16 protein-coding genes are annotated in these 22364 nt (G+C 45.3%); 4 read left to right on the top strand and 12 right to left on the bottom strand.

Features of this window, described 5'->3' with window-relative positions:
- Positions 1-128 precede the first annotated feature (128 nt).
- Positions 129-818, bottom strand: a complete 690-nt coding sequence (locus NNC77_RS01170; protein ID WP_254986840.1) for a thiamine phosphate synthase — start codon at positions 816-818, stop codon at positions 129-131.
- A gap of 219 nt (positions 819-1037) precedes the next feature.
- Between NNC77_RS01170 and NNC77_RS01165 the strand changes: the two genes are divergently transcribed.
- A complete protein-coding gene (locus NNC77_RS01165; RefSeq protein ID WP_254986839.1) occupies positions 1038-2702 on the top strand; it encodes a formate--tetrahydrofolate ligase in 1665 nt (554 codons plus the stop codon).
- 63 nt (positions 2703-2765) lie between these two features.
- On the opposite strand, the gene NNC77_RS01160 is transcribed toward NNC77_RS01165, so the two are convergent.
- Entirely contained in the window at positions 2766-3371 is a 606-nt protein-coding gene (locus NNC77_RS01160) for an epoxyqueuosine reductase QueH (RefSeq protein ID WP_117692588.1), read from the bottom strand.
- Positions 3372-3631: 260 nt separating this feature from the next.
- On the bottom strand, positions 3632-4765 hold the full coding sequence (locus NNC77_RS01155) for a metallophosphoesterase (protein WP_153118099.1): 1134 nt from the start codon (positions 4763-4765) through the stop codon (positions 3632-3634).
- Between the two features lie 128 nt (positions 4766-4893).
- Between NNC77_RS01155 and NNC77_RS01150 the strand changes: the two genes are divergently transcribed.
- Entirely contained in the window at positions 4894-6207 is a 1314-nt protein-coding gene (locus tag NNC77_RS01150; RefSeq protein WP_254969658.1) for a serine hydrolase domain-containing protein, read from the top strand.
- An 83-nt stretch (positions 6208-6290) separates the two neighbouring features.
- Here the strand turns inward: NNC77_RS01150 and NNC77_RS01145 are convergent, their stop codons facing one another.
- The 7 genes from NNC77_RS01145 to NNC77_RS01115 form a co-directional block, all read right to left on the bottom strand.
- Positions 6291-9497 (bottom strand): TonB-dependent receptor, encoded by a 3207-nt coding sequence (locus NNC77_RS01145; RefSeq protein ID WP_254969656.1) that lies wholly within the window; start codon positions 9495-9497, stop codon positions 6291-6293.
- 351 nt (positions 9498-9848) lie between these two features.
- On the bottom strand, positions 9849-11048 hold the full coding sequence (locus tag NNC77_RS01140; RefSeq protein WP_254969654.1) for an ABC transporter permease: 1200 nt from the start codon (positions 11046-11048) through the stop codon (positions 9849-9851).
- A 36-nt stretch (positions 11049-11084) separates the two neighbouring features.
- Positions 11085-11729, bottom strand: a complete 645-nt coding sequence (locus NNC77_RS01135; RefSeq protein ID WP_118416091.1) for an ATP-binding cassette domain-containing protein — start codon at positions 11727-11729, stop codon at positions 11085-11087.
- Positions 11730-11860: 131 nt separating this feature from the next.
- On the bottom strand, positions 11861-13258 hold the full coding sequence (locus tag NNC77_RS01130) for a DUF4836 family protein (protein ID WP_217746233.1): 1398 nt from the start codon (positions 13256-13258) through the stop codon (positions 11861-11863).
- A 14-nt stretch (positions 13259-13272) separates the two neighbouring features.
- The gene (locus NNC77_RS01125) at positions 13273-14028 is read right to left on the bottom strand and encodes a 16S rRNA (uracil(1498)-N(3))-methyltransferase (RefSeq protein ID WP_118189867.1); all 756 of its coding nucleotides are present in this window, start codon (positions 14026-14028) and stop codon (positions 13273-13275) included.
- Between the two features lie 60 nt (positions 14029-14088).
- A complete protein-coding gene (locus NNC77_RS01120; RefSeq protein ID WP_254969652.1) occupies positions 14089-14652 on the bottom strand; it encodes a UvrB/UvrC motif-containing protein in 564 nt (187 codons plus the stop codon).
- A gap of 88 nt (positions 14653-14740) precedes the next feature.
- Positions 14741-16042, bottom strand: coding sequence for an MFS transporter (locus tag NNC77_RS01115; protein WP_254969651.1), 1302 nt, complete (start codon positions 16040-16042; stop codon positions 14741-14743).
- A gap of 173 nt (positions 16043-16215) precedes the next feature.
- Here NNC77_RS01115 and NNC77_RS01110 point away from each other — a divergent pair, with 173 nt between their 5' ends.
- Positions 16216-16743, top strand: a complete 528-nt coding sequence (locus NNC77_RS01110; protein WP_118139603.1) for a chromate transporter — start codon at positions 16216-16218, stop codon at positions 16741-16743.
- A 31-nt stretch (positions 16744-16774) separates the two neighbouring features.
- Positions 16775-17347, top strand: a complete 573-nt coding sequence (locus NNC77_RS01105) for a chromate transporter (RefSeq protein ID WP_022121159.1) — start codon at positions 16775-16777, stop codon at positions 17345-17347.
- Positions 17348-17554: 207 nt separating this feature from the next.
- Here the strand turns inward: NNC77_RS01105 and NNC77_RS01100 are convergent, their stop codons facing one another.
- Complete coding sequence (locus NNC77_RS01100) at positions 17555-18202, bottom strand: DUF3256 family protein (RefSeq protein WP_254969649.1); 648 nt, start codon at positions 18200-18202, stop codon at positions 17555-17557.
- Positions 18203-18885: 683 nt separating this feature from the next.
- Positions 18886-21606: a pyruvate, phosphate dikinase gene (gene ppdK / locus NNC77_RS01095; protein WP_254969648.1), complete on the bottom strand. Its 2721-nt coding sequence runs from the start codon at positions 21604-21606 to the stop codon at positions 18886-18888.
- Between the last annotated feature and the right edge of the window lie 758 nt (positions 21607-22364).

Raw genomic sequence — 22364 nt, 5'->3', positions numbered from 1 at the left:
TTATTTGTAATTGGCTTGCAACAGTTTTGCAATGCGGATGCAAAGTTACAACAATAAAATGAGAAAAGAGAAGAAAACCAGAACTTTCTTCTCTTTTCTATGCAAAATCATCATTTATGAGTATCATTCTACTGATTCTCAAAATAATGATTGAGATTTTCCATGAATAATCCGAAACACTTGTCATGAATCTGACGTGTCATGGTAACAGGGTTCTCCGCATTCAGGATGGTACCGCTCATTGCCACACCGATGCCCAAATCTGCAAGCGGATCTATATCGTCTGGGGTCAAACCTCCGATGGCCACCATAGGCAGAGAGATTTTATTCTCCCTCATCTGCTCAATAATCTGGTGATAACCTTCTATACCCAACACCGGAGAGAGTTTCTCCTTGGTAGTAGTATAGCGGAACGGACCACAACCGATATAGTCTGCCCCCTGTTCATGCAAACGGCGAATATCATCAAATGTATTGGCTGTTCCTCCGATAATGAATTCATCACCCAGAAGCTTACGGGCCTCATCAACCGGCATATCATTCTTGCCAAGATGTACACCATCTATCTGTAACTTCTTCACGAGTTCTACACGGTCGTCGAGGATAAAGGTTGCACCGGCACCCTCGCAAGCCAACTTTAACTTACGGGCTATAGGCTCAACCTCTTCATCGGTAGCCCCCTTCATGCGAAGCTGAACCCAATCACATCCTCCGATAAGTGCCAGATAGGCACCTTCGAGATAAGAGAAGCGCTCGTTCTGATGCGTGATAAACTGAAAGCTCGTCTGAAAATGAGCTAATGCTAAAGACTTGTTCATACGTACTATAAAATATAAATTCGCTTGCAAAGGTACTACATTCACACGACAAAATCCTACAATTTACCTTTTTTAAACTTCGTCATTTGGAAATGGGCGGTCTGCCTTGGTGGCTTTTAAAGAAGAAGGATATTTTATTTTGTTTTTTTATACATTCCTATGCATTTATATGAATTCTTTTCCGTACCTTTGCACTCAAAATACAAAACATTACTTTTTATGTTGACAGATATTGAAATAGCTAAATCAGTAAAAATGCGCCCTATTAATGAAGTGGCAGCAGAACTTGGAATCCATGAAGACCAAGTGGAAAACTACGGCCGTTACATCGCTAAGATTACTACGGACAAGATTGACACCAACAAGTTTAAGAATCACCATCTCATCCTTGTGACAGCTATCAGCCCAACAAAGGCTGGTAATGGTAAGACTACGGTATCTGTAGGTCTCGCATTGGGCATGCAGAAGATTGGCAAGAAGTCAGTCGTAGCCTTGCGCGAACCATCTCTCGGTCCATGCTTTGGCATGAAGGGTGGCGCAGCAGGTGGCGGTTATGCCCAGCTCGTACCAATGGATAAGATCAACCTCCACTTCACCGGCGATTTCCATGCCATCACAGAGGCCAACAACATGATCTCTGCCCTTCTGGACAATTACCGTTTCCAGCACGAAGCAGAGGGTTTCAAACTCAAGAAGATTCTTTGGCGTCGCGTCATGGATGTGAACGATAGAGGTTTGCGCCGCATCATCACCGGTATAGGAGACAAGAACGGCATCGAGACAGAGTCTGGTTTCGATATTACGCCAGCTTCTGAGATTATGGCTATCATGTGTTTCGCAACAAGCATCGATGATCTTCGTCGCCGTATCGATAATATCCTCCTGGGCATCACCGAGGACGACAAGCCATTTACCGTAAAGGATATGGGTGTAGGTGGCAGTATCGTAGCTCTCCTTCTCGATGCTTTGAAGCCAAATCTGGTTCAGACAACAGAGGGTACACCAGCATTTGTTCATTGCGGTCCTTTTGCCAACATTGCTCATGGCTGCAATTCCGTCATGGCTACAGCTGCTGCTCTTGAGTATGGCGACTATGCTATTACAGAGGCAGGATTCGGTGCAGATCTCGGTGCAGAGAAGTTCTATGACATCAAATGCCGCAAGACAGGTTTGCAACCAGACCTCACTGTTCTCGTTGTTACCCTCCAGGCGTTGAAGATGCATGGTGGTGTAGCTCTGGAAGATATCAAGAAACCAAACATCGCAGGTATGGAAGCCGGTTACTGGAACCTCGACAAGCACGTAAAGAACCTGCAGAGCTTTGGTCAGACTGTAGTGATTGCATTCAACAAATTTGCAACCGATACAGAAGAAGAAATAGAAGTATTGCGCAAGCATTGCGAGGAGATGGGTTGCGGTTTCGCCGTAAACAGTGCCTTTGCCGAAGGTGGAAACGGAGCTATTGAACTTGCCAACCTCGTAGTGAAGACCATTGATGAGCGTCCATCAGCCCCTCTCTATTTTGCTTACGATGATAACGATAGCGTTGAGGAGAAGATAGAAAAGGTTGCATTCAATCTTTACGGAGCAGGCAGCGTAACATTGAGCGATTCTGCCAAGGCGATGATTGAAGAGATCAAGAAGCTTGGTGCAGAAAAGTTCCCTATCTGTATTGCCAAGACTCAGTACAGTTTCTCTACCGATGCCAAGGCATACGGTCCTACAGAAGGTTTCGAACTCCACGTTCGCGACATCACCGTAAATATGGGTGCCGAGATGATTGTAGTCATCGCTGGTCCTATCATGCGTATGCCAGGTTTGCCAAAGAGCCCGCAGGCTGAGCGCATTGATGTAGTAAACGGTGAGATTACAGGTCTTTCTTAAGCACTACAGATTTCACAGATTCTTATAAAAAAGCCCAGGGCGTGATGTCCTGGGCTTTTTCATTTATCTCATACTGAATTCGCAACCACAATATAACTGATTATAGAATTCATTGATTCTCAAGAGTTCACCTCGGCGATTCTGCAAACCGCCCTTCCGCCAATTCATATCCCACCATTCTACATCAGGATAAGCCTCAACGGCAAGATGACCGGCAGTATCTATCTGTCTGATATTCTTCCAGCGCGAAGATGCCAACGTGGTAGTAAGAAGGTGAAAACCATGCTCCTGCGCATACTTGGCTGCATGAGAGAGGCGGAACTGAAAGCAGACAGAACAACGGCTGCCACGTTCGGGCTCATCCTCTAAACCCTTGATAACAGAAAGCCATTCCTCATGGTCGTACTCATCCTCTACATAAGGTACATTCTGGGCTTCCAGAAATCGTTTCAGTTCATGTTTGCGGACATCATACTCCTGCTGAGGATAGATATTGCTGTTACTGAAATATACAGTAGGCTTCATACCATTACGAAGCATACATTCTACGATAGCCGCCGAACAAGGTGCACAACAGGCATGCAACAAGACAGCCTGACCTTCAGCCTTGCTTCCATCCGGGAGAGTAAGTTTTACGTATTTATATTGTTCTTCTACAGGAATCTTCATTGTTTTCAATGTTAAATGTAAAATTAAAATGTGAACAGCTACTTCTGATGTGAAGTATTTTCGCCTTGCTTCAAAAAACAAATGGAGTACAATCTCACGACACCCCCCATTTGCCCAAATATATGCGAAAACTAGTGCAAAGGTACAACATTTATTCGAACCACCAAATTTTTAACACGTTTTTTTCATCACAATGGTTCAAACAGCTAATATTTAACTGTATTTTAACACTTAAACACCAGTTTTGTTATCTATTAGAACTATAAATCACGTTTCAGCGTGATAACTGTCAGTTCAGGCCATGCGCCTAGGCGGAAAGGGAAAGAACCACCAATACCCGATGATACATAGAGCATCTGCTCACCAATGCGGTAAGCTCCGCCCCACTCTTTGAAAGCCATGCGGGCAGGCGTCCATTTACCTATTTTCAATTGTCCGGCATGCGTATGTCCCGCCAGAGTAAGTTGTATCTTCTTACCAACTACTTCTCTGCGCCAATGGTGAGGATCATGACTCAAGAGGATTTTAAACATATCTGGATTCAACCCCTTCATCGCTTTCTTCAGATTACTGCGATTGGTGAAAGGAGGCTGACCGGGATTCTCTACGCCTATTACAGCGATAGATGCCATACCATGACTCACCACATGATGTTCGTTCATCAGCTGATGCCACCCCAGACTTTCCTGATAACCATAGAGCATACGGCGGTTTCTCTTCAAAGCGCCAATAGAATGATTGTTGCCATATTCACAATAATCATGATTTCCCCAGATAGAATAGATGCCATCTGACGCATGAAGCTGCCTCAGCGTATCCAGATAAGGCTCCACTTCGCTGGCTTGGTTATTGACCAGATCGCCCGTAAAGAGAATCATATCGGGTTCTTCATTGTTGGTCGCATCCACCACCTTCTGCACAAAATCATTGCCGGGAGGAAACGAACCGAGATGAAAGTCGGTAATCTGTACCAGACGGTAACCATCAAAATAAGGTGGCAAATCGGGCGAGGTAAAGGTAATGTGTTTCAGTTCTAACCGCTTCCAACCCTCTATAAAGCCGAAGGCAAACCACCCCATTACACCCAAAGCAGGAATCAGAGCAAAGAACCAAGGAAGAAATGCATCGAACAGGATGAAGACAACCTTAGGGAATGCCGAGAAAAGTATGGTAGTAAAGAGTACACGGACTGACAACTTATGGAAGAACCCCATCTGCAACCCCACTTCGGCAAGAACAAGTAACAACGAGGGAACCCACCATAAGATGGCTAGCAGCAAAGGCCACTCACTCACCCCGATGTGCCAAAGCCAAAAGTCGGGCAGGAATGCCAGAACCGACATGACTACTATATAGAATATGGATCTTAATACCTTTTTTAATACCTTCTTCATTGTTTTTCTTTATAACTGGGTACAAAGGTACGATAATTCATAGACAATACAAAATAAATTTAAATATATTTTCAATGTTTTGTTATTTGAGAAGATTGCATTATCTTTGCATAGAAAAATTAAATAAAATGGCACGACGACTAAGAAAAAAACGCATAGCAATCATATTGCTTACCTTTACAGCAATCGTAGGATGGACTACACACAGCTGTGTATCTCGCTGTACATCAGCATCAGACAAGAACAAGGCGGCAGATTCGCTCCCTAAGGTTCACATCAACGATTCCATCTCAAATGCCCTGACAGAGGGGAAGGAATATCATGAGATGGACTCGGTAATAGAAAAGTATCTCAAGAGATGGGAAATCAATGGAGCCCAACTCGTCATCACCCGCAACGACTCACTACTCTATGCCCGCGGATTCGGAATGGCGGATAAGGAGCGAGGCATCAGAATGGAGCCTAACATGCTGATGCGCTTCGCCTCCGTATCGAAACTGATTACAGCCGTAGGTATCATGAAGTTGCAGGAGATGAAGAAACTCAAGCTGAACGAGAAGGTGTTTGGCGAAAAGGGAATCCTGCGCGATACCGTTTACAACAACAGTATCAAGGACCAGCGATATTACGACATCACCGTAGAACAGTTGCTGCGCCATCAGGCAGGTTTCAACAATTATGCCGGTGACCCTGTATCTTCCACCCGCTACATCATGATGCAGAACCATCTCAAAACGCCACCTGATCACCCTACCCTGCTCAAGATTCTCTTGAAGCGCCACTTGGGTTATACTCCTGGCGAAGGCAAATGCTACAGTAATCTGGGCTACATGATTCTCTCCATGATTATAGAAAAGAAGAGCGGAATGAAATATGAAAACTTCATGCAGAAGTATGTGCTCCACCCAGCCGGCTGCTACGACATGCACATTGCCGGCACTTACTTAAAGGACCGCCGCCCCAACGAGACGAAGTACTACATGCATCAGGGCAGCATCCCTGTGTATGAATACAACAACAGTGGACGACTGGTAGAGAAATGCTATGGCGATACCGACCTCCCTCGCCTTTCAGGTGCAGGTGCCTGGTGTGGTTCGACTGCAGAGTTGAGCCGCTTTATTGCCAGCATCGATGGTTTGCCACATGTCAAGGATATCCTGAGCAAGAAGAGCATCGAGTTTATGACGCGGGAGCAGGCCGACCACCAATACTCTATCGGCTGGAACTATACACCAAAGAGCAACAAACCATGGATTCGTACCGGTTCGCTGGCTGGCACATCAGCCATCGTCCTGAAATATCCGGATAACCAATGCTGGATTCTCATCACGAACACATCCACCTGGAAGGGCCATGGTTTCTCTAACGATACAATGGCTTTCTTCGAGAAACTGAGAAAGAAATACATGGCAAACATGCCAAAGAAAGACTTGTTCTTATAAAACCAGAAAGAGGGTGAATCATTTACTTATGATTCACCCTCTTTTTATATTAATGATATGTTGTCTGAAAAGATAATTATACTTTAGAATGTATACTTCAAACCAACCTGGCCACGCCAGCGGCTGTAGTATGAGCTAGGATACTTGAGAGGCATATCTGATGGGTTAGCGAACTGGAATACACCATCACCCTTGTACGTGATAGGAGAAATAATCTCGCTGTTATAACCACTACTGAACGTACGGCCCCAATCCTTGTTCAAGAGGTTAGCCACGTTCATGATATCCAAAGTAAGTTCCAAAGCATGTACATACTTACCTGTACGGATGCCAAACTTCTGACCGAAGTGGAAATCGAAATGACTCTCGAATGGCAAGTTATCACCATAACGCTCGAAGTACTCACCACGATGATCCTTCACATAACGAGTAGTAGCAAGCCACTGCTTCAAATTAGCACGCTGCTGCTCAGCAGTATAAGCATCAGTACCCAAGAACTGCATTTGGTCTACCTGCGCATCTGTAGGGATGAAAATCAAGTCATTACTTGTACCATTATCTCCGTTGATATCTCCACTATAAACGAGAGAGTAAGGAGAACCGCTCTGACCCTGGTAGATAAGACCTACTGTAGTGGTAAACAACTTGTTGGTTCCCCAGTTGAAGTGATAGAAAGCAGAAGCCTTCACTGTATGAGGCACATTATAACCACTATTAGCCAACTCTGGGTTGTTTGAGAAGCGATAAGTATGAGTATTACGCCAGTTGCTCTGAGCAACAGATGAGGTCATACTGCTTACAGACTCTGAGTGAGTGAATGTATAAGATGCATTCAGATCAAGACCGAACGCAAAGTGCTTAGCTGCTGACAAAGACAGGCTGTAGCTGTAGCCCTTGCTTGTATTATACATTGCATAGATGTTGGTAAACGACTTAGCATCTGCCACCTTTGTATAAACAGGACGGTTATCCCAGTTCATGTAAGAGGTCTGAGACAAGGTCTTACCAGACTCCTCATAAGCCAAGTTCTTGTAATAAACATCATTCAGACTCTTGCTGAAGATACCCTCAGCAGTCCATTCGATACCCAGGAGATTGAAATCGAAACCAAGGTTAACACGCATAGTCTGAGTGAACTTGAAATCCTTGTCAAACACATTGATCAGCTGGCTACCGGTAGCCTTCAGATTATCTGCATTCAGAGTCTGCTTGTTAGGATCCATGATGAGCTGCACAGCAGAATTATTTTTTGCAGAGTAAGAAGATGTCTGCACACCAGTATTCGTAAAGTTGTTGCTCAACCAGACGAAAGGAATACGACCAGTGAATACACCGATACCTCCACGAAGGATATATTTGCGGTTCTTCTCAATATCCCAACGGAAACCTACACGAGGGCTCCACATTGGTGTACTGGCAAGTTTCTGATTGGTCTTGAAACCATATCCCTTACCTGCTGCCCACTCATTGAATTTAGCATTCTCGGTAGGAGTATCAAAGAACAGAGGCATATCCATACGGAGGCCATAGGTGAGCTGGAAGCTGTCTGTCACATCCCACTTGTCCTGTACATAGAAGCCCAACTGAGCTGCACTAAACTCTGGTGCCCAACGAGGATTACCGGTAACCTCAACATTAGCCTGTGTAAAGTAGAAGTTCTTGATATACTTACCATCACCTCCCAAGCCATCAGCTCCACAACCATTATAATATTTCAGGAAATCGTCTGGAGTATCAAAATAATAGCATCCATAGAGATTCTGGATGAAGAGATTAGAGAACTTATAAAGCTCGTTATGTGTACCGAATGTCAGCGTATGATTACCCTTGTACCATGTAAAGTTATCTTCAAGCGTATAGATATCCTGATTCAATCCATTAGCCATAGAAGAATATTCATTACCGATATTCACGGTACCATTTCCTACCTTGTAAATAGTGATAGATGGAGCTGGCTGACCAGAAGTACGCGCATCACGAACACGAACGTAAGATACACGTGCCTCATTGCTCAGGTTTGGAGAGATGCGGCTCTGCAACTCTGCTGAGAAAGAATGAGTTTTAGAATTGAAATCATACAAGTGGTCGGTAGTATTCAATGTAGCAATACCACCCAGACCAAGCGTCTGCTTAGCATCAACATAACTCCAACGTACAGAGAACTTGTTGAACTCGTTGATATTCCAATCCAACTTCAAACCAGCTTTCTGGCTCTTCACGTTCTTATCCTTATCTGCCCATGAAGTTGCATAATCATACCCCTGACGGTTAGCCAAGTCATAAATCTTAGACATCAAGTCCTTAGCCAAATCCGGATTAAACTTAACATCTGGAGAATCGATGGTATACTGAGTTGGGTACGACTTTTCTGAATTCTCATAGTTTGCGAAGAAGAAGAGTTTGTTTTTGATGATTGGACCACCGAGCGTAAATCCGAACAAAGTTTCCTTCTCATCATCATAAGGCTGAGCATAGGTACCATCCATATTCTTATAATGACGACCTACCAAATCCTGGTTGTTTCCATAGAAATAGCCACTTCCATGGAATTCATTGGTACCGCTCTTGGTTACAGCGTTGATGGCACCACCGGTAAAACCACCCTGGCGAACATCGAAAGGAGCGATATTTACCTGAATCTGGTCAATAGTCTCCATAGAAACAGGCTGAGATCCAGCCTGACCGCCATTACTGCCATTAGCAGTAAGACCGAACACGTCGTTATTCATCACACCATCAATCTGGAATGAATTATAACGGTTGTTCATACCGGCAAATGACATAGAACCAGACTGCCCGTTTGTAGTAAGCTGTGGATTCAGGCGAGCCACATCCGCAATACTGTGCGAGATAGAAGGCATATCAGCTATCTGCTGAGCATTGATACTCATGGCCGCACCGGTCTTCGTACCATTCAGACCAGCCTTACCCGAAACAACAACCTCCTGAAGCTGCTTGGCATCTTCCTGAAGAGAGCAAGAGAGATTTTGGCTTTCACCCAAGTTCAGACTGACATTGTTGAAAACCTTGTCCTTATATCCGATATAAGAGATACTTACCTTGTAAGGACCACCTGGACGCATACCCTGAATAGTATAGCGACCATCTACATTTGTTACAGCACGATACACAGTACCAGATGGCTGGTGTGTAGCAGTAACTGTAGCACCAATAACGGTTTCGCCATTGGAAGAAATCTTACCACTAATGCCTGAAGTGGTAATCTGAGCCATTGCAGCGTTCACCGTCAGGATGAACAAAGCCAGAAGTAAATGCAATCTTTTCAGCATACCTTTTTTAAAAAATTAATTAATAATACGGGAGAATAGCCCCCAAATATCTATTACGGGTGCAAAATTAAACAAAAAATTCGATATAAGTGTTACAACAGCATGAAAAAATGTGTTTTATAACATAAAAAAAATCTGCGTTAAGCAAATAACGCAGATTTCCTTTAATTTGTTATTTTATAACGGGGGTTTGCTTATAGTTTTTTTCTGGAGGCTAAAAGCGGGGGACTGAGCTTTTATGACAGGCGATGGAATCGTCTGGAACAGAGGCTAGGCTCCCTTACACCTAGCTCTTAACTTACTTCCTTGCTCTTAACTTACACCTTGCTGCTAGAGCGAGGGCTAGGTGCCTTACTCCTTTCGCTGCCAGATGCTCATTACCTTGCGTCGGATGGCTACGATGTTCAGGATAGAAACTATCAGGAACAGGAACAGACCCAGGGCGATGGCTGGGAGCATGGTGCCCTCGTCGATATCAGGGAAGAGGGTTTCAATGAAGCTCATGTAGTAATCGCGAAGGAAGAAGAGGATGATCCACGCAATGATGAGTACCACGATATTCAGCGCGATGGTGAGCACCTGATATGGCTTTGCTACATTGTTCGGACTGTAACCTATCAGAAGAAGATTCTCTAACTTAGAAGAGTTCTTCTGTACCAGCAGATAGATGCTGAGCATCAGAATGTAGAAGCTCAAAACGGAGATAACCAAACCGATAATCATCACCATCGATACCATCATGCGGAGGAAATAGGTAGTTTTCTCAGCATCCAGCTTGTCTGTCTCTACCTCATAACCGTTATCATCCAGGTATTTAGTGATGTTCTCGTCTCCCGGGTTACCTACCTCTACGATGAGACGGTTAGGATCGCTCTTCTGGTTTGGCGCGAATTCCTGGTTGCTCCAGTCCATGAATGCCTGTGGAACGAGGATGGTGTTGAGTCGCGAAGAGAAACCGATAACCTTTCCCTTGAACTGCTCTTTCTTGCCACCAGCCTGAATCTGGATATTGAAATCGATCATGCCCATCAGTCCATCGCTGATTTTAGGGAGCGAATGACTCTGGGCGAAACCGAAGTTATACATATTAATATAGGTACGCGGGAGGATGATTGGCACCTCCTGAGTTCCCGGCGTATATTTCCAGTCCTTGAGTGGCACATCTACAAAACCGTCAGGCACACTCTCGAAGAAGAGTTCGCTGTTCAGAACGTTCACGCCGTTTACACCCATCTGGGCATCTACCTTATATTCAGTAGAGGTGAATTTTCCTATCTTCTTTACAAACTTCTGGTCGCCGATTTCATCGATTTCAGAACCCGAGAAGGTATTGGAACGGCCGCTGATAGTATTTCCCATACCTATCTTCTTGCTCATGATGAGGTAGTCGGCTTTCATGAAACTGTCTTGCTGAGTGAAGACAGGCAGCACGTCTTTATAAAACTGAAAGCCGAAAAGAACGATGAGCATACCGAAGAGATTAGCGAAGGCAAAGCCCGCAAACTGAGGTATGCTGATATGCTGACGCAATAATTTCCAAACGAGATTCATTTTTTTAATGTTAAGTGTTGAATGTTAAATGTTAAATTACAACTTAAATGTATGCTCGTAGGGCAAGTCCATGTGTTTACCTATACTGGTTACGATGACGCCAGCCCCCTGCTCCTTCGCTTCGGTCATCATGATATCTGCCATGATGCGCGAATTGTTGTCGTCGAGGTGACTGATAGGCTCATCAGCCAGAATGAAGTCGAAAGGCTGACAGAGCGCACGCATCATTGCCACACGCTGCTGCTGTCCGAACGACATTCTGCCGATTTTGGCATCTACCTTATCAGCAATACCGAGCATATCAAACCATTTAAGTATCTGCTCACGCGTCTTGAATCCGGTTATTTTGTTCTTGATTTCTACATTCTCCAGGGCAGTAAGCTCAGGGAAGAGACGGAGTTCCTGAAAGAGATGGCTGATGTGACGCTTGCGCATCTCTACCCAGTCTTTCACCTTATAGTTGGCGGTAACATCATTGTCGAACATCACGCTTCCGCTGTAGTCGTGACGATAGCCGAGCACATAGCTGCAGAAAGTACTCTTTCCGCTGCCACTCTCTGCCTCGATAAGATAAAGATGACCTTTCTCGAAGGTAACATCCTGCTTCCATATCTCCGAATCCAGGTCGTTGCGCTGGGCAAAAACCTGTGGGAGAACGGAATGAAGCTGAATCTTTTCCACTTTTTTTATGTTTAATGTTTAATCTTTTACCTTTAAAATTAGGACTTTTGGGGGACTAGCGATAGAATCGCTAGGAACGGGGGCGCAGAGAGAGAGGGAGGGGGTAAGGTTCTTTTTACCCTTTTACCTTTTTACCCTTTTACCTTTAAAGTATAGACCACCGAAGTAAGATTTCCGAAGACTGGGGTGAGCAGACCGGTTACGGTAGAGATGGCATCATTCTTGCCCGAGCCGTCACTACCAGAACTCTTGGCGAGATTGATGACCATTGCCAGTTTCTGACCGACGATGAGTTTCTGAATCTTTGCATCTATCGGATGATTACTTGGTTTCACGGCATATTGCGCCATCAGCTGGTCGCTTCCGCTAAAGAACTGCTTGTCATCCGTCACACCGAAATAGAACGAGGTTTTGCCGTCGGTATAGAAGTAAGCATTCTTTCCCCAATTGGCTATCTTCGCACCAGCCGGACATGAAGTTTTCCAATAATCAACATCGCCCAACCACTTGGCATGCGACAGTTTAGCAGCCATCGTCATCTGCATATTGTTATCTGTAAGCGAAGGCATCACGATAGCCATATCCCCATCCACACTACGGATGATATTATCCATGTCGATGGCCTGGTTGATACCCATCAGGAGGGTCTGAAGGCTGCGGTTGCTCTGCATCATCGGCAGGAACTGCTCGCCCTTTACGTTCATGAAGATACCCGCCAGGGCATCAGCAGGCATCGACTTGACGTAGCTGCCTTTAATCGGACGATAGGTTTGAGCCGCCTTCTTCAGAGCCTCATCTATTTCTTTATTAAAGGAGAAGGTTTCCCCCTTCACCTGCAGGATACCATCTTTCACGTCCATCTCAGCAGCAATCACTACCTGCGAAGGGTCGGTATCTTTAGGAGTGCCAAGGGTAAACGGAGCTACGAACTTCTCCGGCAGCGCCTGAGCCTGAGCCACCATAGCCATAGGCGAAGTGATGGTTTCCAGACGCTCGAACATAGGCGATGCGGTAATACCTTCGTCCTCATCAGCCTTCAGATATTTCACCATCTGCTGCTGGAGCTGGGCCTGCGCATCGGCTACAACCGGTCCCATAACGAGGAGTGCCTGATCAGAGAAGCCGACCAGCCACGAATTTTTCAATACAGAGAAATGAAAGCCTTTGCGCTCCTTCACCTCTGTAGCGATATGCTGTTTGGCAAGCGAAGCAAGCCAGTCTTCCACATCGCCCTCATCGCTCACCTTGGCACAAAGTCCGAGGTTGCCATCAGCACTCTCAAAGAGGAATATCTTCTCTGAGATGTCGATGCCACACTTCGATGCATCCTCAACGTGCAGCAGAGACTTGAGCATTCCCGCCTTGTCTTCATCGCTTTTGCCGGATGCCATCTGCTGCATGTCAACAGAGATGAGCGCAGTACTTTTCTTTGGAATGGCATTGAGATAGTCAGTGCCCGAGCATGAGCTCAGCAATCCCAATACGACAGCCAAGCACATGAACATCAAACTCTTATACAATCTTTTCATCACACTAGTAAATATTATAAAGCTCTTGCCAAATGGCACATGTTGACAGCCACCAATCCTGCTGTTTCCGTACGGAGGCGACTGGTGCCAAGCGAAACACTCTCATATCCGTTTTCCAGGGCCAGTCTCACCTCATCGATAGAGAAATCGCCCTCAGGTCCTACCAGCACGGTGATGTCATCGGCACCCTCCTGGGCTGCTCCGGCAGAATCATCAGCTGGGCATGACTTGGAAATCTCGGCAAAAAAGTCTTTCTTTTCTATCTCCTCATAACAATGGCAGATAAACTTTCTGCCATTGCGGGGAGCCGTAATAAAATCTTTAAAGTTCTGCAGTTCGTTGACTACAGGTTTCCAAGCCTTGTGGCTCTGCTTGACGGCAGAAACCACAATCTTGTCTATGCGGTCTATGCGGATGACCTTGCGTTCAGAGAACTTGCAGTTGAGGAAAGAGATTTCATCGAAGCCGATTTCCGTAGCCTTCTCTGCCATCCATTCAATGCGGTCCATCATCTTTGTCGGGGCGATGGCCAGGTGAATGTGTCCGCGCCAGGCAGGCTGCTGCGGCATAACCTCCTTCACCTCATAGATGCACCGTTTGTTGGTAGCCAGCGAAACTTCTGCACGGTAGAACACCCCCTTGCCATCCATCAGGAACAATTCGTCCCCCGCCTGGATACGCAAAACCCTGAGTGCATGAGTAGCCTCTTCCTGAGGCAGTTCTGTCTGTGTAGCCGCATCTGGCACATAGAAAAATCTAACTTCTTTCATTTCCTCTTATTGTTACTTTTTCTTCTTAATTTTCTGTTATTCCGTAAGAATATCCTTTAATTATTCACTTTTTTTGCCTTTGCGGCGCTCTATCTCATCGCGAATGGCTGAGGCTGTTTCGTAATCTTCTTCATTAATGGCACAATCCAATGCTTTTTCGAGCATCTGGTCTGGCAAAGCCGAAATTGGTACCGCACAAGAAGCCGAACTCATATCATTTTTATTAAAAGGAGTAGAAATTTCCTTTATAACCAGCTCTGTTGTATACATTTCTATATCCGCAGCCACAGACAGCAACACAGCCTGGTCAGTCTTGATGCTCATACGTTCATTTGTGATTTTATTCACAAGAGTAGCATATACTCCCCTCTCTGGCGTAGCATCGAATTCGAGATAGAAATCGTCTACATTGAGCCTGTCAAATAGTGTCCAAAGTACAGAGATCACATCATTTTTAAAATCAGAAGTTTTCGAATTACATGCCTTCAGCTGCTCTGCTAAATATTCATTAGTCATAATAGACAAAGCTCTTTTTTCGGATTCGTCTACCAAACTAATAATACATGTCCCGGAAGCTTCCGGAATGCCAAAGCAGGCAGCGAGTTTAAGTTTGTACAACATCATTATGTACCCTTTCTTTATTTAAATTTATTTATATTCTTACGTAACATTCTGTTTTTACTCTCGCGTTGAGTATGACACTTTTTCTTCCTTATTTCTGTTCTTTCTTCGGACGGAAGAGGACAGCAAAGGCTACTGCTACCACGAGCGCATAACCGGCAAAGATGAACCAGCAGGTTTTCCAGTCACCCATCAGGTAGCCATCATCTGTCCAGTGGCAGTAATGGTTGATGACCATACCTGCAAGAATGGTTCCGATAGATGCTCCCAGACCGTTGGTCATCAGCATGAACAGTCCCTGAGCCGATGCTCTTACCTTCACATCACATTTCTGGTCTACAAACAGACCGCCCGACACATTGAAGAAGTCGAAGGCTACACCGTAAACGATGCATGAGAGGATGAAGAAGGTAACACCCGGAAATGCAGGATTGCCCAATCCGAAGAAACCGAATCGCAAAACCCATGCCATCATGGCGATGAGCATCACAACCTTGATGCCATAACGCTTCAGGAAGAACGGAATGAGAAGGATGCAGAGCGCCTCGGCCACCTGAGAGATGGATACCAGGAGCGTAGCATTGTTAGCTGCAAAAGTATCGAGCATCGCAGGATCGCCCTTGAAACTGGTAATGAACGGAGTGGCATAGCCATTGGTTACCTGCAGACTCATACCGAGCATGCAAGAGAAGATGAAGAACATCGCCATCTCACGGCTCTTGAAGAGTTTGAAGGCATCGAAACCCCATGTCTCTACCCAGCTCTTTGTCTCTTTCTTCACGATAGGACAGGCTGGCAATGAGAAGCAATAGAGGAAGAGAAGAATGCTGAGCACACCCGATACCAGGAACTGATAATGGGTATACTGGAACTTATGGGCGTTCTCGCTCAACAGGAACGAGAATGAACCGTTGTCCCAGGTAGCACAGTTCACAATCCACATCGTGAGGATGAAGCCCACGGTTCCGAACACACGGATTGGCGGAAAAGCCTTCACGGTGTCGAGCCCGTTGCTCTTCAATATGCTGAATGCCGAAGTATTTGACAATGCCAATGTAGGCATATAGAAAGCCACGCTGAAGGTGTAAACGGCAATAAACATTGCCTCATTAGGAGTCTGACTAGCCTGTCCCATACCGAACAGACCTATCATGGCTGCTCCTGCCAAAAAGTGACAATAGCCCAAAAGACGTTGCGGCTGGATATACTTATCTGCCACAATACCCATCAATGTAGGCATAAAAATAGATACGATTCCCTGGATGGTATAGAACCAGGAAATCTCGGCACCCATCCCAGCCTTGCCGAGATAGTTGCCCATAGACGTGAGATAAGCTCCCCAAACTGCAAACTCCAGGAAGTTCATCACTGCTAGGCGTACTTTCAGATTCATAGTTTAATGTCTTTTTATTATAAAATATTAGCTGCAAAGATACAAAAATTCGGGTAAAAAGCACACGATTTTGAAGATTATCCGCATGAAAGCTAGCATATTTAACAAATTATGTGTATTTTTGCAACCGATTTCAACAGATATAAGAGAAAAATAATATAGAAACAACAGATATGTTAGTAAAATTTTTCCTCACGTGCAATAAAATCGGGGCTTTCACGCTAGGTGGAGGCTACGCCATGATACCAATCATGGAACAGGAATTTGTAGACAAGAACAAGTGGATGGACAAGCAGGAGTTCATGGATATCATGGTAGTGGCTCAGACCACTCCGGGCATCTTCGCCATCGACATGGCGAGTCATATCGGCTATAAGCTGAAGGGAGTCTGGGGAGGCATTGTGGGTGCCATTGGCATAGCCCTGCCTTCTATCATCGCCATTCTCATCATCGCCATGTTCTTCCAGCATTTCAAGGACAATTATTGGGTGGGTAAATTCTTCATGGGTGTGCGCCCTGCCGTGGTAGCGCTCATTGCTGCGCCTTGCTTCAAGATGGCAAAGACGGCAAACATCAACCGCTACAACATCTGGATTCCCGTTGTCTGCTGTCTGCTGATTGCAGCTTTCGGCATCTCCCCTATCTACATCATCATTGCTGCCGGCGTGCTCGGCTGGCTCTATGGAAAAGTAAAAAGGTAAAAAAGTAAAAAGGTAAAAAAATATAGAGATTATGCTATTTCTAAAGTTATTTCTGATATTTACCAAGATTGGTACATTTAATTTTGGTGGCGGATATGCGATGCTTTCGCTCATCCATAACGAGACGGTAGTGAAGAACCATTGGCTTACCAATGCTGAGTTTACGGATATTGTGGCTATCAGCCAGTCTACACCGGGACCTATCGGCATCAACTGTGCCACCTACGTAGGTTATACCGCCTGCCTTCACGACGGCTATCCTACCTGGGCAGCCTGTCTGGGTTCGGTATTGGCTTCGCTCTCCATCATGTGGCTGCCTTTCATCATCATGATTCTCATCAGCCGCTATCTGATTACGCACAAGGATTCTAAAATCGTAAAGGATATCTTTGCGGGACTCCGCCCTGCCATCATCGGACTGATAGCTGCTGCCGCCGTTCTCCTGATGAATAAAGAGAACTTCGGATCACCAACCGACAATCCGTTTGTCTTCGGAGCAAGTATCGTGCTGTTTCTGGCTGCTTTCTACTTCACAAAATTCAGAAAGACCAACCCTATCCTGCTGCTTTTCATCTGCGGTATCATCGGAATGGTTATCTTCTAAACATCGCCCTGCGGTCTGAACCAACGGCCTCCAGCTGATGGGAAAGACAAGGGGCTGATGCCTTCAGATAGGGACAAAAAAAAATTGATTGTCTCACGACAACCAATCTTTTATTAACCTTAATAATCTAATACCATGAAAAACACGATGCAAAGGTACAAATAATCTTGTAACCTGCAATAGTTTATACCTAAAAACTTCAAGAATTTAACTCTCCTTAAAAGTTTTACCATTCCAGTTAAATTTTCTTTGCACTTTTATTGCATTTACAGCCTTCTTATCGTCAGCAGACAGGAAAGGTAAAGCCAAGCGCACTACGAGGCTGTTTTCATGTTGCAGGAGCAGAGCACTCACGATTTTGAGTTCAATTTTCCCCTTGAGTTCCTCAAACTTAGCCTCGCTCATCGTATCGGGTTTGGCAACAAGTCCGGAAGCCAGTTGCTGCAAAGATTTCCCATCGAAAATCCTGCTGGCATCCTGCTCCTGCCAATCCTGATTAAAGAGATAGAGTTCACTCTCCTTCTCTACTCCGGCAAAGGTTTTTACCACGCAAAGCAGCGAATCGCCATTAACCGATGGCAGTTTCTTCATCTGCAAAGTAGCGCTTTTACTCGTTCTCAACTGAGCGAAATCAGCAGTCAGCGTATCCATCACACTCGTTTCGCCTAACAGATTCTTCACTTCCGCCTTCACTCCCATCTCCTGCAGCTCAGCAAATTCCAGCCGCAGGTTGTGGTTGAGATAAGGCACAACAGAATCGGGCATCGAAACCAGCAAGTCCTTCATTGACTTGGCTTCCATGCCCAAGCTTGCCATCATCAGGCAAGCACATAATATATATTTTATCTTCTTCATCACTATAATTCCTTAGACCACTTCTTTCCCCAAGGAGTAAAAAGCCATATCAAAAATGCTGTTGCAGGAACCAAGCATATTGCAAAAGTTAAAGCCAATGTATTCATTTTTGAAGCCTTTAAATTATTTACTAAATTTCACAAGTATGCTCCACACGCCCTGAAAGGGCAGAAGCTCCTAGCCCAGGGCAACACCCTGGGTATGCGATATAGAGATGGTACTAACGCCCTGTAAGGGCAAAAGCTTCTATACAGCAGCTATATTTTAAAGCTTTTGCCCTTACAGGGCGTAGGGCTAATACAACTATTACCCAGGGCGTTGCCCTGGGCTAGGAGCTTCTGCCCTTTCAGGGCGTGCCGGGAACATTAGTTCAGAACACAAAGGATTCTGCAGCAATACCAACCATTAGAGATCCTCCAAGAATTTCTTACCCCATTTTGTATGAAGCCAAAGTGCCATGGCACCAGCAACGACCGTAATCGTCGCATAAATCATGACTAATCCTTCCATATTTCTCTATTTTCCGACAAAATTACGGAAAATAAATGTAACTTGCAAATGATTTGCTCATTTTCTTTCGAAATTTAACCTAAAAAAGACGAAAAAGAGGAAAGCACTTCATTACGAAACACTTTCCTCTAATTATCTAATCATTAATCGTACAATCTTCTTTCAGAAGAGATTTACTCCTCAACAGCAGCCTGTGCCGCAGCAAGTCTGGCGATTGGCACGCGGAATGGAGAGCATGAAGCGTAGTTCATGCCAACCTTAGCACAGAACTTAACTGATGAAGGCTCACCACCGTGCTCACCGCAGATACCTGTGCGCAGGTTAGGACGGGTAGCACGACCATTCTCTACTGCCATCTTGATAAGCTGACCAACACCCTCCTGGTCGAGAACCTGGAATGGGTCAACCTTCAAGATTTTCTTCTCCATGTAGGCAGGGAGGAAGGAAGCAATGTCATCACGAGAGTAACCGAAGGTCATCTGTGTCAAGTCGTTAGTACCGAATGAGAAGTACTGAGCCTCCTCTGCAATCTGACCTGCTGTAAGGGCAGCACGAGGAATCTCAATCATAGTACCAATCTCAAATTCTAACTCTACGCCGTACTCAGCGAATACCTCCTTAGAAGTAGCGAGGATGATAGTCTTCTGCTGCTTGAGCTCCTGAACGGTACCGATGAGCGGAACCATGATTTCAGGACATGGGTTGTAACCCTCCTTCTTCAACTCGCAAGCTGCACCGAGGATGGCACGGGTCTGCATGGCTGTAATCTCTGGGAATGTGATACCGAGACGGCAACCGCGATGACCGAGCATAGGGTTGTTCTCTGCCAGAGAGTTTACACGCTTCTGGATTTCCTCTACGCTTACGCCCATCTCCTTAGCCATGGTCTGCTGACCAGCCAAATCGTGAGGTACGAACTCGTGGAGAGGTGGATCGAGCAAGCGGATGTTCACGTGGCAGCCATCCATTGCCTTGAGAATGCCGTAGAAGTCAGCCTTCTGATATGGGAGGAGCTTGGCAAGTGCCTTCTCACGACCCTCAACAGAGTCTGCCAGAATCATCTCACGCATAGCTACAATCTTCTGATCATCGAAGAACATGTGCTCTGTACGTGTCAGACCGATACCCTTGGCACCGAATGCACGGGCTACCTCAGCATCGTGTGGAGTATCTGCATTGGTACGGATTTCCATCTTTGTATATTTGTCGCAGAGGTCCATCAGCTCCTTGAAGTCGCCTGAAAGTTCTGCAGCCTTTGTCTCAATCTGTCCTGCGTAAACCTGACCTGTAGTACCATTCAGAGAGATGTAATCACCCTCCTTGTAAACTACGCCCTCAATCTCTACAGTCTTAGTCTTGTAATCTACGTTGATAGAGCCGGCGCCTGATACACAGCACTTACCCATACCACGGGCTACAACGGCAGCGTGAGAAGTCATACCACCACGAGCGGTAAGGATACCCTCGGCAGCCGACATACCAGCGAGGTCTTCAGGAGAAGTCTCGATACGAACCATGATGACCTTCTTGCCGTCCTCATGCCACTCCTGAGCATCGTCAGCGTGGAATACAATCTGACCGCAGGCAGCACCTGGAGATGCAGGGAGACCCTGTGTGATGACCTTAGCCTTAGAGAGAGCCAGCTTATCGAATACTGGATGCAAAAGCTCATCAAGTTTCTGAGGCTCACAGCGCATGATAGCAGTCTTCTCATCAATCATACCCTCGTGGAGGAGATCCATGGCAATCTTCACCATAGCGGTACCTGTACGCTTACCGTTACGTGTCTGGAGGAACCAGAGTTTGCCTTCCTGTACGGTGAACTCCATATCCTGCATATCGTGATAGTGGTGCTCCAGCTTATCCTGCAGCGCGTCGAGTTCCTTATAGAGTTCAGGCATAGCCTCTTCCATAGAAGGATACTTAGCTACACGCTCCTCTTCAGAGATACCTGCACGCTCAGCCCAGCGCTGAGAACCAATCTTTGTAATCTGCTGTGGAGTACGGATACCGGCTACCACGTCCTCACCCTGTGCATTGATAAGATACTCACCATTAAAGAGATTCTCACCATTACCTGCGTCACGTGAGAAGCAAACACCTGTAGCAGATGTATCGCCCATGTTACCGAATACCATCGCCATGACAGATACGGCAGTACCCCACTCATCAGGAATACCTTCCATCTTGCGGTAGAGGATAGCACGCTCGTTCATCCAAGAACGGAACACAGCGCAGATAGCGCCCCAGAGCTGATCGATTGGGTTGGTAGGGAAATCCTGGCCAGTCTGTTCCTTGATGGCAGCCTTGAAGAGCTCAACGAGCTTCTTGAGTGACTCTACAGAGAGGTCCTTGTCAAGTGTAACGCCCTGCTCTTCCTTCACCTTTTCGATGATGGCCTCGAATGGGTCGATATCTTCCTTGTTTACAGGCTTCAATCCCATAACAACGTCACCGTACATCTGTACGAAACGGCGATATGAATCGTATACGAAATGAGGGTTACCGGTCTTCTTGACCAATCCCTCAGCTACTTCGTCATTCAAACCGAGGTTGAGGATAGTATCCATCATACCAGGCATAGATGCGCGTGCACCTGAGCGTACTGATACGAGGAGTGGATTCTCTACAGAACCGAACTTGCTGTTCATCAATGCCTCAGTATGAGCCACAGCAGCCATCACTTCGTCCTGAAGAAGTTCTTTGATTTTTTCCTCACCCACTTCATAATATTCATTACAAGTGTCTGTAGTAATGGTGAAACCTGGAGGAACTGGTACACCAATCAGGTTCATTTCGGCAAGGTTTGCGCCTTTACCACCAAGTACTTCTCGCATTTGGGCATTGCCTTCTGCTTTTCCGTTTCCGAATGTATAAACTCTTTTTTCGTTCATAATTGTTATAGGTATAATATTTTATTCCGTTTAACGTTGTTAATTATTAATTGTAATGCAAAGATACGATTTTTATTTGATACTACCAAACTTTTATACGCTTTTTTGCTATCCCGAGATTACATTTTATACTGTTGACGCACACACGGGCAGAAAATTAACAATCCCGAATACGATAGAAAGATATTTGACGAATCTGAAAGTGCGTCTCTCGGGATTGCAGCCTGCATTCTGATGTTTTTTACCTCCCTGCCGATGCATCTGAAACTGCGTCACGACGTAGCGATGGCTACGTCCCGACGCAGCACCAGACACGTCGCGACGTAGCAACGGCTGCATCGGGACGCAATTTAAAGGTAAAAGGGCGTTTAAAAGTAAAAAGATTATCTGGCAATAACAAAAGTAACAAAAGTAACAGGTAACTTCTGATGTAAAAATGTGAAAGTGAATGTGAATTTGAAATGTAAATGCAATGCACAAAATGAAAAAGAGAAAAGTGAAAAAGAAAATTTCAATGATGCGACAACCAGAAAAAGCAAAGAAAAAAGAATGCATGTAATGATATTAATATCATTTAATTCTATAATATAATAAGGTACGCGCGTACGCACAATTTAAATATATACTATCAAAAATCATCAATAAACAGCCTTGACAAAAGGATACACATGACAGTCCGTTTTCTTCACTTACATTTCAAATTCACATTCACATTCACATTTCATCCCTTTACAACCACAGAATATTACCTGTTACTT

The sequence above is a fragment of the Segatella copri genome, assembly GCF_024330485.1.
Classification (GTDB): Bacteria; Bacteroidota; Bacteroidia; order Bacteroidales; family Bacteroidaceae; genus Prevotella; species Prevotella copri_L.
Note: the sequence above shows the minus strand (reverse complement) of the source record. Positions and strands in the feature narration are given on the sequence as shown.

What these genes read in the sequence shown, in the direction of transcription:
- NNC77_RS01170 (WP_254986840.1), bottom strand. Translation starts at nt 818, where the DNA reads ATGAACAAGTCTTTAGCATTAGCTCATTTTCAGACGAGCTTTCAGTTT.
- NNC77_RS01165 (WP_254986839.1), top strand. Translation starts at nt 1,038, where the DNA reads ATGTTGACAGATATTGAAATAGCTAAATCAGTAAAAATGCGCCCTATT.
- NNC77_RS01160 (WP_117692588.1), bottom strand. Translation starts at nt 3,371, where the DNA reads ATGAAGATTCCTGTAGAAGAACAATATAAATACGTAAAACTTACTCTC.
- NNC77_RS01155 (WP_153118099.1), bottom strand. Translation starts at nt 4,765, where the DNA reads ATGAAGAAGGTATTAAAAAAGGTATTAAGATCCATATTCTATATAGTA.
- NNC77_RS01150 (WP_254969658.1), top strand. Translation starts at nt 4,894, where the DNA reads ATGGCACGACGACTAAGAAAAAAACGCATAGCAATCATATTGCTTACC.
- NNC77_RS01145 (WP_254969656.1), bottom strand. Translation starts at nt 9,497, where the DNA reads ATGCTGAAAAGATTGCATTTACTTCTGGCTTTGTTCATCCTGACGGTG.
- NNC77_RS01140 (WP_254969654.1), bottom strand. Translation starts at nt 11,048, where the DNA reads ATGAATCTCGTTTGGAAATTATTGCGTCAGCATATCAGCATACCTCAG.
- NNC77_RS01130 (WP_217746233.1), bottom strand. Translation starts at nt 13,258, where the DNA reads ATGAAAAGATTGTATAAGAGTTTGATGTTCATGTGCTTGGCTGTCGTA.
- NNC77_RS01125 (WP_118189867.1), bottom strand. Translation starts at nt 14,028, where the DNA reads ATGAAAGAAGTTAGATTTTTCTATGTGCCAGATGCGGCTACACAGACA.
- NNC77_RS01120 (WP_254969652.1), bottom strand. Translation starts at nt 14,652, where the DNA reads ATGATGTTGTACAAACTTAAACTCGCTGCCTGCTTTGGCATTCCGGAA.
- NNC77_RS01115 (WP_254969651.1), bottom strand. Translation starts at nt 16,042, where the DNA reads ATGAATCTGAAAGTACGCCTAGCAGTGATGAACTTCCTGGAGTTTGCA.
- NNC77_RS01110 (WP_118139603.1), top strand. Translation starts at nt 16,216, where the DNA reads ATGTTAGTAAAATTTTTCCTCACGTGCAATAAAATCGGGGCTTTCACG.
- NNC77_RS01105 (WP_022121159.1), top strand. Translation starts at nt 16,775, where the DNA reads ATGCTATTTCTAAAGTTATTTCTGATATTTACCAAGATTGGTACATTT.
- NNC77_RS01100 (WP_254969649.1), bottom strand. Translation starts at nt 18,202, where the DNA reads ATGAAGAAGATAAAATATATATTATGTGCTTGCCTGATGATGGCAAGC.
- ppdK (WP_254969648.1), bottom strand. Translation starts at nt 21,606, where the DNA reads ATGAACGAAAAAAGAGTTTATACATTCGGAAACGGAAAAGCAGAAGGC.